Below are 16,185 nucleotides of genomic sequence, written 5' to 3' on the forward strand. Positions count from 1 at the left end.
ATGTTCAATGAGATGGGGTCAGACCCCCTTTACTGCAGTAAAGGGGGTCTGACCCTTTTTTTACTGCATATATATAGATTATAAAAGAAGCGGAAGCGGGGAATTAATATGGTGAGAATTTCGGAGTTTCAAGTAAAGGATGTTGTCAACATATCAGATGGGAGAAAACTGGGTAATATAAGCGACATTGAGATTAATTTGGATAGCGGCAGGATAGAATCGATCATTATAAGTTTTGCAGGAAAACTGCTCGGCTTTTTTGGAAAGGATGATGAAGTTGTCATCCCTTGGAATCAGATCATCAAAATCGGGGAGGATGTCATTCTTGTCAGGTACAACGGATCCCAATATACACAGCAGCAGCTTGGAACGCCAAAAGACTAAATAAATCGGATGCCGTTTGCATGCTTTTATGGTACACTTAAGAAAATGTCTATTTTTAAGGAAAAAACAAGAAGATGCAATAGGGGTAATCAACGTGAGAGATGTAAAAGAGAATCTAGCTTTTATTCAAGGTCAGATAGCGGAAGCATGCGAACGGTCCGGCCGTAATCCTGAACATATTCATATCGTGGCGGTTACGAAGTATGTTTCGGCTGAAAGGGCAGCCGAAGCTCTGGAGGCCGGCATACAGAATCTTGGAGAAAACCGCGACGATGGATTACTCGCCAAGTGGGAAGTATTGAAGGACAAGCCGCTTTGGCATTTTATTGGAACCCTTCAATCCAGGAAAGTCAGAAACATTATCGATAAGGTGGAGTATATCCATTCGCTCGACCGAATGTCATTGGCAAAAGAAATTAATAAACGCGCAGACAAGAGGATAAAATGCTTTATTCAGGTCAATGTTTCCGGGGAGGAATCCAAACATGGCCTTCAGCCAGAAAATACAGTAGAATTTATACAAAAGCTTGAGCCTTATAAAAATATTGAGGTCATCGGGTTAATGACAATGGCTCCATATACAGATGATGAAGAGGTTCTGCGTACATGCTTCCGCCGGCTCAGGAACCTTAAGGAGGAAGTTGAAGGGCTTGGATTAAGGCATGCACCGTGTCACGAGTTATCGATGGGCATGTCAAATGATTATAAAATAGCCATTGAAGAAGGGGCGACATTCGTACGGATAGGTTCTGCCCTTGTCGGAGAATGATGCTAAGGAGGCCGGAAATGGGCATTAAATCAAAGTTCAAAAATTTTTTCCTATTAGAAGATGAATACGAATACGAAGAAGAGAAAAATGAAGTTGAACCTCAAGCAGAAAAGCAGCCCGCGAAGACAGCATCCAGCCGAAAACAAAATGTTGTCAGCCTTCAAAGCGTGCAGCAATCTTCAAAGGTCATACTGATTGAACCAAGAGTGTATGCAGAAGCGCAGGAAGTTGCCGACCATCTTGTCAATCGCCGTGCGGTTTTAGTCAATTTGCAGCGGATCCAGCATGATCAAGCTATCAGGATAGTAGATTTTCTAAGCGGAACGGTTTATGCGATTGGCGGTGATATCCAAAGGGTTGGCAGGGATATTTTCCTTTGCACCCCGGATAATGTGGAAGTATCTGGAAACATTACTGAAATGTTTGATGATGAGAATTACGAAGATCCGAGGTGGTCCTAAACGGCATGAATTTTGTCATAGCGATTATAGTGCAGCTGATTAGCCTATATTCATGGGCATTGATTATATACATATTGATGTCCTGGTTTCCAAATGCAAGGGAGTCATCGATAGGCCAGCTTCTTGGAAGAATTTGTGAACCTTATTTGGAACCTTTTCGAAGAATTGTCCCACCGCTTGGAATGATTGATATATCCCCGATTGTTGCGTTTTTGGTTCTCAGGCTGGCTACAGCGGGCCTGTGGGAAATCGCCAGATGGGTAAGCTAAAAAAGAGGAAAGCTGATGGGCTCTCCTTTTTTCTATTGTTTAGGAGTTGTGAGAATGTCATCAATCTATCAGCACTTCAGGCCGGAAGAAAAGCCATTTATCGATACGGTACTGGATTGGAAAGAGTATGTTGAAAATACATATGCACCCAAGTTGACCGATTTTCTGGATCCGCGGCAGCAATTTATTCTACAGTCTGTCATAGGGGATGGGGCGGATGTCCAATATGGATTTTTCGGAGGAAGGGAGCGGAGCGAGCGAAAAAGGGCCCTTTTATATCCGGAATATTTTAAGCCTGAAGAAAAGGATTTTCATATTGGCTTATATGAAATAGAGTATCCGCGTAAATTTATTAAGATTGAACACCCCATGGTTTTGGGTTCTTTAATGTCATTAGGGGTAAAGAGGGATAAGTTTGGCGACATTCTGGCCGATGGTGACCGTATTCAGTTTTTTTCAAATGAAGAGATCGAATCATTTTTAATGACGGAATTACAGGAAATCGGGCGGGCATCCGTACAGCTGCGGAAACTTCCGTTGGAAGAGGCCGTCCAGGTGCCGGAGCAGTGGAAAGAGAAGGAAATATCAGCCGCATCATTAAGGCTGGATGGAATCATTTCCGCGGCATTCAATTTATCAAGACAAAAATCGCAAGTGTTGATTGAACAGAAGCTTGTTAAACTGAATTGGAAAACAGTTGAAAACCCCGCTGCGGAATGCATGGAGGGTGACCTCATTTCCGCACGGAGGCTTGGAAGATGTAAAATCATCGGACTGTTGGGCACTACGAAGAAAAACAAGGCAAGGCTGAAAATTGGATTATTAAAATAATATTAAAATAAAAAAGAAACCCGCCAATTTTAGACGAAATTCGAGTATAATAAGATAAGAATAATAGACGTTAGCAATGGAGGTGGCAAGATGCCGTTAACACCAGTCGATATACATAACAAGGAGTTCAGCAAAGGATTTCGGGGATATGATGAGGATGAAGTCAATGAGTTTCTGGATCAGGTCATAAAAGACTATGAATTGGTCATCCGGGAAAAAAAAGAACTCGAAGAAAAGATCGCCTCAATGAATGAGAGGCTTGGGCATTTCAGCACAATTGAAGAAACACTCAACAAATCAATTGTTGTAGCCCAGGAAGCTGCAGAAGAAGTGAAAGGCAACGCGATGAAGGAAGCGAAACTCATCATAAGGGAAGCGGAGAAAAACGCTGACCGGATTGTCAATGAGTCGTTATCCAAAGCGCGTAAAATCGCACTTGAAATTGAGGAATTAAAGAAGCAGTCAAAAGTATTCCGCACACGGTTCAGAATGCTGATTGAAGCCCAGCTCGATTTGATCAATAATGATGATTGGGATCAGCTCATGGAATTTGAACTGGATGCAACCGAACTGAACTCCTTGGAAGAAGTCGAAGAATTGGATTAAAACTTGACTCCCGATTTACGATTCTCATATAATGGAATAAATTATTTATATGTTTTAAACGATGAAAGGGAGAGTACAGTCTCATTTTCCGTTGAAAGCGAACTGGGGATGGTGGAAGCCCGGAAATGGAAGAGACTTGGAAAATCACCCTCGAGTACTCGATTCGAAAGCTTGGCAAGTAGAAAAGAGCGATTCATCCACGATACGGATTTATGAGCGGGCAATGATAATGTAATTGTCTATTTGGGTGGTACCGCGGGAAAACAGTCTTCTCGTCCCTTTTGGGGCGGGAAGTTTTTTTGTTTAAGACTAAACTAAACAAGGAGGAAAACGAATTGGATTACAAAGATACGCTGCTCATGCCGAAAACGGATTTCCCCATGCGTGGAAATCTGCCGAAAAGAGAGCCGGAAATGCAGGCGAGGTGGGAAGAGGAAAACATTTATCAAAAAGTCCAGGAGCGTACGAAAGGCAGGCCGCTTTATATTTTGCATGATGGGCCGCCGTATGCCAACGGTGACCTTCATATGGGCCACGCCCTTAATAAAACATTAAAGGATTTCATCGTACGATACAAATCAATGGCCGGCTTCTGCGCTCCATATGTTCCCGGCTGGGATACACATGGACTCCCAATCGAGCAGGCGCTTACCAATAAAGGGGTCAACCGCAAGGAAATGTCCGTAGCCGAATTCAGGGAGAAATGCGCGCAATACGCATACGAGCAAATTGACAATCAGAGAACAGAATTCAAACGCCTGGGAATCAGAGGAGATTGGGAAAATCCATACATTACACTGAAGCCCGCGTATGAAGCCGAACAAATCAAAGTGTTCGGGGAGATGGCCAAAAAAGGATATATTTACAAAGGGAAGAAGCCTGTCTACTGGTCGCCTTCCAGCGAATCGGCCCTTGCAGAGGCAGAAATTGAATATAAAGATAAGCGCTCGCCGTCGATTTATGTATCTTTTAAAGTGACGGATGGAAAAGGGGTCGTCGAAAACGGAAGCAATATTATCATCTGGACAACAACCCCATGGACAATTCCTGCAAACCTCGCTATTGCGGTCCACCCTGATTTAACCTACGCTGTGATTGAACATGAAGGGAAAAAGTACATTGCCGCAGAAGACCTTGTGTCAAATTTAAAAGAAGTGCTTGATTGGCAGGATGCCAATGTTGCGGCAACAATGAAAGGAAAGGACCTTGAGTTCGTAGTTGCCAAGCATCCGTTTTATGACAGAGATTCGATTGTCATTTTAGGTGAACATGTGGCGATGGATTCCGGTACCGGCTGCGTCCACACTGCTCCGGGACACGGGGAAGACGACTTCAATATTGGCCAAAAATATGGGCTTGAAGCACTTTGCCCTGTTGACGACAAAGGGCATATGACAGAAGAGGCTCCTGGGTTTGAAGGCTTGTTTTATGATGCGGCCAATAAACCGATTACAGAAAAGCTTCAAGAAGCCGGTGCGTTGTTAAAGCTGGAATTCATTACTCACTCGTATCCGCATGACTGGCGGACCAAAAAGCCGGTCATCTTCCGGGCGACATCCCAATGGTTCGCTTCGATCAAAGATTTCAGGGAAGACATCCTTGAAGCTGTCAAAGAGGTCAAGTGGGTGCCTAAGTGGGGGGAAACAAGGCTTTATAATATGGTCAGGGACCGCGGAGACTGGTGTATCTCCCGTCAAAGGGTATGGGGAGTGCCAATTCCGGTATTTTATGCCGAAAATGGTGAAGCCATTATTACGGATGAAACGATTTCCCGTGTATCAGAGCTTTTCCGTGAACACGGGTCCAATATCTGGTTTGAGAAAGAGGCATCTGAATTGCTGCCTGAAGGCTTTACCCATCCGGGAAGCCCGAACGGGATCTTTACAAAAGAAACGGATATTATGGACGTCTGGTTTGATTCCGGTTCTTCACATCAGGGAGTTTTAGTGGAAAGAGATGACTTAAGACGCCCGGCCGACCTTTATTTGGAAGGTTCGGACCAATATCGCGGGTGGTTCAACTCTTCTTTGACGACTGCCGTGGCCGTTACGGGAAAAGCCCCTTATAAAGGTGTTTTGAGCCATGGGTTTGTTCTCGATGGCGAAGGCCATAAAATGAGTAAATCCCTCGGAAATGTCATTGTTCCGGCAAAAGTGACCAACCAGTTTGGAGCAGAAATCCTCCGTCTATGGGTGGCATCCGTCGATTATCAGTCAGATGTAAGAATTTCTGACGCCATTTTAAAGCAGGTCAGTGAGGTGTACCGGAAAATCCGGAACACATTCCGCTTCCTGCTCGGCAACCTTGCTGACTTTAAACCGGAAGAAAATACTGTGGCATTTGATGAACTGCGGGAAGTGGATCAATTTTTGTTGATCAGGCTGAACAATTTGGTCAAAGAATCGCTTAAAGCATATGACGAATTCGAGTTTGCCGATATTTACCATGTGGTCAATAACTTCTGTACAGTTGATCTGAGTTCGTTTTATATGGATTTTGCAAAAGATGTTCTTTATATCGAGGCGGAAAACAACTTTGAAAGAAGAGCGATGCAGACTGTCATGTACAAGTGTGCAGTTTCTTTGGCAAAACTGTTATCGCCGATTTTGCCGCATACGGCAGATGAGGTGTGGGCACATATCCCCGGAGTACAGGAAGAAAGCGTCCAGTTGACTGATATGCCGGAAGTGGAGGAGTTTGCCAATGCCGCAGAGCTCGAGAAGAAATGGAAAGAATTCCTTCTTGTCAGGAACGACGTGTTAAAAGCATTGGAAGAAGCAAGGAATGAAAAAGTAATCGGAAAATCATTAACTGCCAAAGTAAGCTTATATGTTAATGAAGATGTCAAAAACTTGCTTGACAGCATCTCCGAGAGTTTGAAACAATTGTTCATCGTCTCCGGGTTCGAAGTGGCCGGATCATATGATGAAGCGCCGGAACAGGCTTTGAAGCTTGATAAGGCTGCGGTTGTTGTTGAAAAAGCCGACGGCGAAACATGTGAACGCTGCTGGGTCGTAACGCCCGAAGTGGGAAAAGTGGAAGAATATCCCACCATTTGCCCGCGTTGTGCATCAGTTGTTGAACAACTCAATTAGGAAAAGCGGAAGCGCCTTGCTCAGCGCGGGCAAACAAGACGATTCCCGAGGAGGCAGTTCTTCAGCCACCACAGGGAAGCGGCTTGATCCTTGCGGGGCTAGGCGCTGGAGCTGGACATACCACTTCATATTCCGTATAGATGTTTCGTCTAAATTTTATCCACCCTTCTTTAAAAGTAAAAAATCAGCCCTCCGTCTTTGGAGGGCTTCTTCCGTTATTGAAATACCGTTTTTTTGAGCTTATAATAACTATTTAATTTCCGCCTTTTATGCTAAAATTCAAAAGAACAACTTTTTCGATTCGGGGGTTTGCTCGTGGGTTATTATTTAATCGCATTATTTGTCATTATTTTGGATCAGTTCACTAAATGGACGGTCGTCCGTAATATGGAAATCGGAGAAAGCATTAAAATCATAGATCATTTTTTTTATCTCACTTCCCATCGCAATAAAGGGGCGGCGTGGGGTATGCTGGAAGGCCAAATGTGGCTGTTCTATATTATAACGCTCATCGTCGTTTCCGGGATCATCTATTATATGCAGACGCAGGCCAAAGGCAAGCCTTTGTTCCTGATCAGCCTCGCTTTTATTTTGGGGGGAGCAGTCGGCAATTTCATTGACCGCCTGTTCAGAAAAGAAGTTGTCGATTTTTTGGATACATATATATTTGGATATGATTTCCCCATTTTCAATATTGCCGACTCGGCCTTGACCATTGGCGTCATCCTTCTTTTTATCCAAATGTTTAAGGAAGAACGAAAAGAAAAGGTGAGTGAACATGGAAAAAGTTGACTACCGGGTAAAGGAAGAAGAAAGCGGGGAGCGGATTGACAAACTGGTTGCCGCTATCGGTGAAAATTGGTCGCGTTCCCAAGTACAGCAATGGATAAAGGATGGACATATTTCCGTTAATGGGGAATCGGTCAAAGCAAATTATAAATGCAGCTCAAATGATCTTATTGTTATACAGGTGCCGGATCCGGAGCCTCTTGACGTTGAAGCGGAGGAAATGGATCTTGACATTTATTACGAAGACGAAGATGTGCTTGTAGTCAATAAACCGAAAGGGATGGTTGTCCACCCTGCGCCGGGCCATCCATCCGGAACGTTAGTGAACGGGCTGATGGCCCATTGCAAAGATTTGTCGGGAATCAATGGCGTTCTGAGACCGGGAATCGTCCATAGAATCGATAAGGATACATCCGGTCTTTTAATGGTGGCAAAAAATGACCAAGCCCATGAAAAGCTTGTTCAGCAGTTAGTGGATAAAACAGTAACGAGGAAATACTTTGCTCTTGTCCATGGGGTGATTCCGCATGATCACGGAACGATAGATGCCCCGATTGGAAGGGATCCGATCGAACGCCAGAGCATGGCCGTCAATGAAAAAGGAAAATCGGCGGTTACCCATTTTACTGTACTGGAGCGGCTCGAACCTTATACGTTTGTAGAATGTACCCTGGAAACCGGCAGGACTCATCAAATCAGAGTCCATATGAAATATATCGGGCATCCGCTCGTTGGGGATCCAAAATATGGGCCGCGAAATACACTGTCCACTGACGGGCAGGTTTTGCATGCAGGGGTTCTTGGATTTTTGCACCCCCGCACAGGGGAGTATAAAGAGTTCAGTGCCCCGCTGCCGGATTATTTTACACAATTGCTAAATAAACTTCGACAAAATCATTGACAATCATCCCGGTGAAGGCTATATTGATTATAGTTGAATATGAACCTTTAAATCGGTCCCGTGAGGCCGGGAAGGTACGGATTAATTTGCATTGATTGATATGCTGATATGCTGATATGCTGATATTCTGTTGTCATCATTTGTACCCTCCTGCTGAGCCGCGGGAGGGCTTTTTTCATTGAAAAGGGGTGTGGAAAACGTGAAGCCGAAAGCAATTGTTCTTGATAAAAAAGCAATACACCGGGCATTGACCAGAATTGCGCATGAGATCATTGAACGGAACAAAGGGATTGAAGACTGTGTATTGGTCGGAATCAAAACACGGGGAATTGATCTCGCACAGAGATTGGCCGATCGGATTAAACGCATCGAAGGCGAAGACATACCTGTCGGTGAATTGGATATCACGCTCTATAGGGATGATTTGACCATTAAAACGGAAAGTACCGAACCGGAGGTCTTAGGATCAAACCTTCCGGTCGATATCAAGAATAAGAAAGTGATTTTAGTGGATGATGTTTTATATACCGGCAGGACAGTGAGAGCTGCCATGGATGCTTTGGTCGATATCGGCCGTCCTTCCCAAATCCAGCTCGCTGTTTTGGTTGACAGAGGACATCGTGAACTGCCGATCCGCGCAGATTTTATCGGTAAAAACATTCCTACTTCAAGTCTTGAGAGAATTGTTGTTGAACTTATGGAAACAGACGGGCATGATCAGGTAGGAATTTATGAAAGTGAATAATACCCTTTTAATTCAGTCCCGTGAGACTGGCAAAGGGAGGTTTTTAAAGGGAAGCCGGAAAATTGTGCCGGCTTCATTTTGCAAACCCTCTTTGCCGGAATAAAGGCATAGAGGGTTTTTTTATGACAATCTTAGAAAGAACGGTGAGCGGCCATGAGTAATCTTTTTTCCATGAGGGATTTATCCACAAAGGAAATACATGAGATTTTGCATACAGCGGAATCATTTGCAAAGGGAGAAATTTGGACTCCCGCAAAACAAACCTTCGCAGTCAACTTGTTTTTTGAACCGAGCACAAGGACAAAAACAAGTTTTGAAATGGCTGAACGCAAATTGGGCATGGAAGTGATTCCTTTTGAAACGGGCACATCAAGCATTTTAAAAGGGGAAACGCTGGACGATACGCTGAAAACACTTGAATCAATCGGGGTGGACCTTGCGGTCATCCGCCATAAGCAGGATGCTTACTATGAATCCCTGGCAGGAAAATTTCAAATGAAAATCGTAAATGGGGGAGATGGCTGCGGCCAGCATCCGACACAGTCATTATTGGATCTGCTGACAATCAAACAGGAATTTGGAAAGTTTGAAGGTTTAAAGGTGACAATTGTCGGTGACTTGAGCCACAGCCGGGTTGCAAGGTCCAACACAGAAGCATTAACCGCACTGGGATCCGAAGTTTTTTACTCGGGGCCGTCTGAATGGTTTGAAGGTGACCCGGAAAATGCCCAAAACTACGTGGACATTGATGAAGCGATCGGGTTTTCGGATGTACTTATGCTTTTGAGGATTCAGCATGAAAGACACAATACAATGATGGACCTGACAGCAGAGCAATATCATGAAAGATACGGTTTGACGCCGGAGAGGGAAGAGAGGATGAAGCCTGAAAGCATCATCATGCATCCCGGGCCCGTGAACAGGGGTGTCGAAATAGCCGGCAGTCTTGTGGAAAGCTGCAAATCCAGGATTTTTAAGCAAATGGAAAATGGTGTATATGCAAGAATGGCAGTTATAAAACACATTCTTGATAAATAAAAGGAGGAAGCCCGCATGAATTGGCTGATCAAAAATGGAAAAGTGCTGCAAGATAATGGTGAACTGAAAGAAATGGATATAAGAGTCAAAGATGGCCTTATCGCCGAAGTTGGGAATCTGGAAAACAGGGGGGAGGAAGAGTATGATGCAGCGGGGCTGCTGATCACACCAGGATTAGTGGATCTCCACATCCATCTAAGGGAACCGGGCGGAGAACAAAAAGAAACCATTGAAACGGGAACCAAGGCAGCGGCAAAAGGCGGTTTTACAACTGTGGCCTCCATGCCAAACACGAATCCTGTTCCGGATAACCCTGATCAAATGGAGTGGCTTGTTGGCCGCATCAAAGAAACTGCCCATGTCAATGTTCTCCCTTATGCTGCGATTACTCACGGCCTGCAGGGAGAGGAACTTGTTGATTTCAAGGGATTGAAAGAAGCGGGAGCCTTCGCTTTTACAGATGATGGAGTCGGTATCCAGACAGCTGCCAAAATGTATGAGGCTATGCAAAAGGCTGCAGAACTGGATATGGCAATCGTCGCCCATTGTGAAGACAATTCGCTGATCTATGGCGGTGCCCTTCATGAAGGGGAGTTTTCCAGAAAATCGGGGGTTCCGGGAATCCCTTCCATATGCGAATCTGTCCATATTGCGCGGGATGTGCTGCTCGCCGAAGCGGCAGACTGCCATTATCATGTATGCCATATCAGCACAAAAGAGTCTGTTCGGACAGTAAGGGATGCGAAAAGGGCAGGGATTAAAGTGACAGCGGAAGTCAGCCCGCATCATCTGCTCCTGTGTGATGAAGATATTCCGGATGCCAATGATACGAATTTCAAAATGAACCCGCCCCTCCGCGGAAAAGAAGACCGCGAGGCCCTGATTGAAGGGCTGCTGGATGGGACAATCGATTTCATTGCAACGGACCACGCCCCTCATACAGCAGAGGATAAAGCAAAGAAAGTGACCGAGGCTCCTTTCGGAATCGTCGGCCTTGAAACGGCCTTTCCGCTGCTTTATACGCACTTTGTGGAAAAAGGCTATTGCACATTGAAGCAATTGGTTGACTGGATGACAGCAGCGCCTTCCAACACATTTAAGCTGGGTTGCGGAACTTTGGATATAGGAAAACCTGCTGATATCACCCTGATTGATTTGGAAAAAGAACAAAAAATTGATTCAGGCAAGTTTTTATCTAAAGGAAAAAACACACCGTTCAGCGGGTGGACATGCAAAGGATGGCCTGCAGCCACCTTTGTCAACGGAGAAATCAAATGGTCGGAAGGACGTGACAATTGATGAAACGCCAGCTCATTCTCGAAGATGGAACAGTTTTTATCGGCGAAGCAATCGGAAGTGAAAAAGAGACGACAGGTGAAATTATTTTTAACACTAGCATGACCGGTTATCAGGAGATCATTTCCGATCCGTCCAATTACGGACAGATTATCGTGTTCGGATTTCCGCAAATCGGAAACTATGGAATCAACCGTGATGATTTTGAAAGCATCCGGCCAGTCATCAAAGGTGTCGTAGTAAAAGAAGCGGCCGACTACCCGTCAAACTGGCGCAGCAACATGTCCTTTGGCGAGTTTTTAAAAGCGAAGGAAATCCCCGGCATTAGCGGTATCGATACAAGAAAATTGATCAGGATCATCAGATCAAAAGGAACGATGAAAGGGGTCATGTGCGGATTTGGAGAGAGCATTGAAACGCATCTTTCCCGCCTTCATGCAGTTGAAAGCCTGCCGGATCAGGTAAAGCAGGTGTCGACGGTCAAACCGTTCCCGGCACCGGGACGCGGCAGCAGTGTCATCGTCATGGACTTTGGTTTGAAGCACGGGCTTTTACGCGAGCTTACCAAGCGGGGGTGCGATGTTACAGTCGTTCCTTACCAAACCACTGCAGATGAGATCCTTTCCTTGCAGCCGGACGGTGTGATTTTGTCCAACGGGCCGGGAAACCCGGAAAACGTTCCTGAAGCGATTGAGACGATACGTGAAATTCAAGGAAAAGTACCTCTTTTTGGCATCGGCCTTGGCCATCAATTGTTTGCCCTTGCAAATGGCTGCAAGACGAAGAAGATGTTTGTCGGCCATCGGGGGGGAAGTTATCCCGTGAAAGATCTGGCAACGGGCAAAGTGGTTTTCACCTCCCAAAACCATGGATATGAAGTGGATAAACAATCGGTGGATGGAAGCAAGCTGACCATCACTCACGTTGAGTTGAACGAAGGCTCCATCGAGGGGCTGTCCCATCAAAATCAACTGGCCTTCTCTGTACAATTTGAACCGGAAGGCGCACCGGGATCGGAAGATGCCAAGTATATATTTGATCAATTTTTGAAGTTAATGGATGAAAATAAAAGAAAGGCGGATGACCATGCCGAAAAGAACTGACATCAAAAGTATTTTAGTAGTGGGGTCAGGCCCCATCGTAATTGGACAGGCGGCTGAATTCGACTATGCCGGCACTCAGGCTTGCCTTGCTCTGAAAGAAGAAGGGTACAGGGTCATCCTTATCAATTCAAATCCCGCGACCATCATGACAGATTCCGAGATTGCGGATGCTGTTTATATCGAACCGCTGACTCTTGAATTTGTCAGCCGCATTATCAGAAAAGAAAGGCCGGATGCCATCCTGCCTACACTCGGCGGACAGACCGGCTTGAATATCGCCATGCAGCTGGCCAAAGCAGGTGTTCTTGAAGAATGCAATGTTGAAATACTTGGTACGAAACTTTCAGCTATTGAACAGGCGGAGGACAGGGATCAATTCAGAAGCTTGATGAACGAATTGAATGAGCCGGTGCCTGAAAGTGCGATCGTCCATACGCTGGAAGAAGCAGTAAATTTTGTTGAAGAAATTGGGTTTCCTGTTATTGTCCGGCCTGCGTATACACTTGGCGGAACAGGCGGAGGTATTTGCAAAAACAGCGAGGAGCTTGATTCCATCGTATCAAGCGGCTTGAAAAACAGCCCTGTCAACCAATGCCTGATTGAAAAAAGCATTGCCGGATATAAGGAAATAGAATTTGAAGTGATGAGAGATGCCAATGACAATGCGATTGTCGTCTGTAATATGGAAAATGTGGATCCGGTCGGTGTCCATACCGGCGACTCTATCGTCGTCGCCCCTTGCCAAACATTGAGCGACAGGGAAATCCAGTTGATGAGAAACACTTCTTTGAAATTGATCCGTGCACTTGGAATCGAAGGGGGATGCAATGTCCAGCTTGCCCTTGATCCTGAGAGTTTCCAATACTACATCATTGAAGTGAACCCGCGTGTCAGCCGTTCGTCCGCGCTTGCTTCCAAGGCGACAGGATTTCCGATTGCGAAACTCGCAGCAAAAATTGCCGCCGGATATACTTTGGATGAACTCATGAACCCTGTGACAGGGAAAACGTATGCCTGCTTTGAACCGGTCATCGATTACATTGTCACTAAAATTCCGAGATGGCCTTTTGATAAATTCGAATCCGCAAACAGAAGCCTTGGAACTCAAATGAAAGCGACAGGCGAAGTAATGGCAATCGGCCGCAGCTTTGAAGAATCATTGCTAAAAGCGGTGCGCTCCCTAGAGATCAGCCTGTATCACCTGGAAAACGAGGAAGCCAGAGCGATGAAACAGTCAGAGCTTCAGGCTGGAATCGAAAATGCTACAGACGAGCGGCTTTTTATTGTAGCAGAAGCGTTAAGAAGAGGAGTTTCTATCCAGACTATCCATGATTGGAGCAAGATCGACCTATTTTTCCTGCACAAACTAAACAAAATCATCGAACTTGAAAATAAGCTGAAAAAAGAACCATTTAGTGCTGAACTGGCAGTTCAAGCGAAGAAAATGGGTTTTGCAGACATTACTCTTGCAAAACTGTGGGAAAGCAATGAAAAGGAAATTTATGACTGGCGCAAAAACAATGAGCTCATGCCAGTATATAAAAAGGTAGATACATGTGCAGCTGAATTCGAATCCGAAACTCCGTACTTCTACGGTACTTATGAAGAGGAAAATGAATCAGAGTGCACTGGCAAAAAAAGTGTTATCGTACTAGGATCAGGACCGATCCGCATCGGCCAGGGCATCGAGTTTGACTATGCGACTGTACACAGTGTATGGGCCATCCAGCAGGCAGGTTACGAAGCGATCATCATCAACAATAACCCTGAGACTGTGTCGACGGACTTCAGTATTTCTGACAAGCTTTATTTTGAGCCGCTTACGATTGAAGATGTCATGCATATCATCGATTTGGAGCAGCCGATCGGTGTAGTCGTCCAGTTCGGCGGCCAAACAGCAATCAATCTGGCAGCAGAGCTTTCCGAACGCGGAGTAAAGATTCTGGGCACTTCACTTGAAAGTCTTGACAGGGCAGAAGACAGGGAACAATTTGAACATGCTCTTTCTGAGTTGAACATACCGCAGCCAAAAGGGAAGACCGCTTTTTCAGTCGATGAGGCTGTGAAAATCGCCTCTGATATTGGCTACCCTGTGCTGGTGCGTCCTTCCTATGTCCTTGGTGGAAGAGCGATGGAAATTGTCTACGAGGAAAAAGAACTGCTCCATTACATGGAAAATGCCGTAAAAATCAATCCTGAACATCCGGTTCTTGTAGACCGCTATTTGACAGGAAAAGAGATAGAAGTCGACGCGATTTCCGACGGGGAAAATGTGTTGATTCCCGGTATCATGGAGCATATTGAACGGGCAGGGGTCCACTCAGGAGACTCAATTGCAGTATATCCGCCGCAAAATATCAGTGCGGACATGATCAAGAAGATTGAAGATGCAACGATCCGCCTTGCCAGGGGACTTGAGATTATCGGACTTTTGAACATCCAATATGTCATTTCGAACAATGAATTGTATGTCATTGAAGTAAATCCGCGCTCAAGCAGAACAGTGCCATTTTTAAGCAAAATCACCGGCATTCCGATGGCAAATCTCGCTACGAAAGTGATTCTGGGCAAGAAGCTGCCTGAGCTGGGCTATGAAACAGGCCTTAGCCAAGAGATGAGCGGTGTCTATGTCAAAGTTCCAGTCTTCTCGTTCGCCAAGCTTCGCAGGGTGGATATCAACCTGGGACCTGAAATGAAGTCCACCGGGGAAGTCATGGGCAAAGACAGGACGATGGAAAAAGCGTTATATAAAGGGCTTGTCGCTTCCGGAATAGAAATTAAGACGCACGGTACCGTATTGATTACGGTAGCTGACAAGGACAAGGATGAAGCAGTGAAACTCGCTGAAAGGTTCTCAGGGATAGGTTACCAGATCATTGCTACCAGCGGAACGGCGAAAGCCATTTCGGATTCGGGCATTAAGGTCCAAACCGTCGATAAAATTGGAGCTTCCGGCCATAACTTGCTCGATACGATCAGACAGGGGGATGCTCAGCTTGTCATCAATACACTGACAAGAGGGAAGCAGCCACGCAGAGACGGTTTTCGTATCAGAAGAGAATCCGTTGAAAATGGCATCCAATGTTTGACATCGCTGGATACAGCCAAAGCAATTCTCGACGTCCTTGAATCGATGGTTCTTTCCGCTGAAGCAATGCCGTCCGGTAAAAAGGCGGTTCAATAATGGGCGGGAAAAATTTGCCGATCATAGCACTTGATTTTCCGGATATAGAAACAGCTTGGGATTTCTTGAGCCGATTCGATGGAGAAAAGCTGTATGTAAAAGTTGGAATGGAGCTTTATTACCGGGAGGGACCGGAGCTCCTCCACTTCCTGAAGGAAAAAGGACATTGGATTTTTCTAGATTTAAAGCTGCATGACATTCCCAATACGGTTCATCGGGCAATGAAAGTCCTCGCCGGACTTTCGGTTGATATGGTCAATGTCCATGCAGCAGGTGGAACAGAAATGATGAAAGCGGCCCTTTCCGGGCTGGAAGAAGGGACAAAAGCGGGTCAGACCCGTCCCGCTCTGATTGCTGTCACGCAGCTGACAAGCACGAGTGAAGAACAAATGCAGCGTGAGCAATTGATCAACCGGACAATCGACGAATCTGTCCTCCATTATGCATTGCTTGCCAGGGAATCAGGCCTCGATGGGGTTGTATGTTCCGCTTTTGAAGCTGCTTCCATTGCAAAGAAAGCTGGATCCGGCTTTTTGAGGGTGACTCCGGGAATCCGGATGACTGGCAGCAAAAGCGATGATCAAAAGCGGGTCGTGACCCCGACGAAAGCCCGGGAAATGGGATCATCAATGATTGTAATCGGACGCCCGGTTACGCAAGCGGACAATCCGGTTTTATCCTATAAAAAAGTGTTGACAGAATGGGAGAGGTAAA

The 16,185-nt window shown here is 45.5% G+C and carries 15 protein-coding genes and 1 other annotated feature; all 15 genes read left to right on the forward strand.

Features of this window, described 5'->3' with window-relative positions:
• Nucleotides 1–108 precede the first annotated feature (108 nt).
• The 15 genes from FS666_RS01010 to pyrF all read left to right on the forward strand — a co-directional run bounded on the left by FS666_RS01010 (nucleotide 109) and on the right by pyrF (nucleotide 16,184).
• Complete coding sequence (locus tag FS666_RS01010) at nucleotides 109–384, forward strand: YlmC/YmxH family sporulation protein (protein ID WP_120069479.1); 276 nt, start codon at nucleotides 109–111, stop codon at nucleotides 382–384.
• Nucleotides 385–478: 94 nt separating this feature from the next.
• Entirely contained in the window at nucleotides 479–1,153 is a 675-nt protein-coding gene (locus tag FS666_RS01015) for a YggS family pyridoxal phosphate-dependent enzyme (RefSeq protein WP_120069481.1), read from the forward strand.
• 17 nt (nucleotides 1,154–1,170) lie between these two features.
• Nucleotides 1,171–1,614, forward strand: coding sequence for a cell division protein SepF (locus FS666_RS01020; protein ID WP_120069484.1), 444 nt, complete (start codon nucleotides 1,171–1,173; stop codon nucleotides 1,612–1,614).
• Between the two features lie 5 nt (nucleotides 1,615–1,619).
• Nucleotides 1,620–1,883: a YggT family protein gene (locus FS666_RS01025; RefSeq protein WP_120069487.1), complete on the forward strand. Its 264-nt coding sequence runs from the start codon at nucleotides 1,620–1,622 to the stop codon at nucleotides 1,881–1,883.
• Between the two features lie 54 nt (nucleotides 1,884–1,937).
• Nucleotides 1,938–2,714 carry a YlmH family RNA-binding protein gene (locus tag FS666_RS01030; protein ID WP_120069490.1) on the forward strand — a complete coding sequence of 259 codons (777 nt, stop codon included), beginning with the start codon at nucleotides 1,938–1,940 and terminating at the stop codon, nucleotides 2,712–2,714.
• A gap of 90 nt (nucleotides 2,715–2,804) precedes the next feature.
• Nucleotides 2,805–3,320: a DivIVA domain-containing protein gene (locus FS666_RS01035; protein WP_120069493.1), complete on the forward strand. Its 516-nt coding sequence runs from the start codon at nucleotides 2,805–2,807 to the stop codon at nucleotides 3,318–3,320.
• 52 nt (nucleotides 3,321–3,372) lie between these two features.
• Nucleotides 3,373–3,603 (forward strand) — a binding site (T-box leader).
• 52 nt (nucleotides 3,604–3,655) lie between these two features.
• On the forward strand, nucleotides 3,656–6,415 hold the full coding sequence (gene ileS, locus FS666_RS01040; protein WP_144461440.1) for an isoleucine--tRNA ligase: 2,760 nt from the start codon (nucleotides 3,656–3,658) through the stop codon (nucleotides 6,413–6,415).
• Between the two features lie 315 nt (nucleotides 6,416–6,730).
• The gene (gene lspA / locus FS666_RS01045; protein WP_144461438.1) at nucleotides 6,731–7,207 is read left to right on the forward strand and encodes a signal peptidase II; all 477 of its coding nucleotides are present in this window, start codon (nucleotides 6,731–6,733) and stop codon (nucleotides 7,205–7,207) included.
• Nucleotides 7,194–8,105, forward strand: coding sequence for an RluA family pseudouridine synthase (locus tag FS666_RS01050; RefSeq protein WP_144461436.1), 912 nt, complete (start codon nucleotides 7,194–7,196; stop codon nucleotides 8,103–8,105). The genes lspA and FS666_RS01050 overlap by 14 nt, the downstream gene beginning before the upstream one ends.
• A gap of 199 nt (nucleotides 8,106–8,304) precedes the next feature.
• Nucleotides 8,305–8,850 (forward strand): bifunctional pyr operon transcriptional regulator/uracil phosphoribosyltransferase PyrR, encoded by a 546-nt coding sequence (pyrR, locus tag FS666_RS01055; protein WP_144461447.1) that lies wholly within the window; start codon nucleotides 8,305–8,307, stop codon nucleotides 8,848–8,850.
• Between the two features lie 153 nt (nucleotides 8,851–9,003).
• Nucleotides 9,004–9,888, forward strand: a complete 885-nt coding sequence (locus FS666_RS01060; RefSeq protein WP_144461434.1) for an aspartate carbamoyltransferase catalytic subunit — start codon at nucleotides 9,004–9,006, stop codon at nucleotides 9,886–9,888.
• Between the two features lie 15 nt (nucleotides 9,889–9,903).
• On the forward strand, nucleotides 9,904–11,187 hold the full coding sequence (locus FS666_RS01065) for a dihydroorotase (RefSeq protein ID WP_144461433.1): 1,284 nt from the start codon (nucleotides 9,904–9,906) through the stop codon (nucleotides 11,185–11,187).
• A complete protein-coding gene (locus FS666_RS01070) occupies nucleotides 11,187–12,287 on the forward strand; it encodes a carbamoyl phosphate synthase small subunit (protein ID WP_144461431.1) in 1,101 nt (366 codons plus the stop codon). The genes FS666_RS01065 and FS666_RS01070 overlap by 1 nt, the downstream gene beginning before the upstream one ends.
• On the forward strand, nucleotides 12,271–15,471 hold the full coding sequence (gene carB, locus FS666_RS01075; protein WP_144461429.1) for a carbamoyl-phosphate synthase large subunit: 3,201 nt from the start codon (nucleotides 12,271–12,273) through the stop codon (nucleotides 15,469–15,471). The genes FS666_RS01070 and carB overlap by 17 nt, the downstream gene beginning before the upstream one ends.
• Complete coding sequence (gene pyrF, locus FS666_RS01080; protein ID WP_120069516.1) at nucleotides 15,471–16,184, forward strand: orotidine-5'-phosphate decarboxylase; 714 nt, start codon at nucleotides 15,471–15,473, stop codon at nucleotides 16,182–16,184. The genes carB and pyrF overlap by 1 nt, the downstream gene beginning before the upstream one ends.
• Nucleotide 16,185: the final 1 nt, after the last annotated feature.

Origin of the sequence: Siminovitchia fortis (assembly GCF_007681465.1) — a bacterium.
In the GTDB taxonomy this organism is placed as follows: domain Bacteria; phylum Bacillota; class Bacilli; order Bacillales; family Bacillaceae_C; genus Siminovitchia; species Siminovitchia fortis.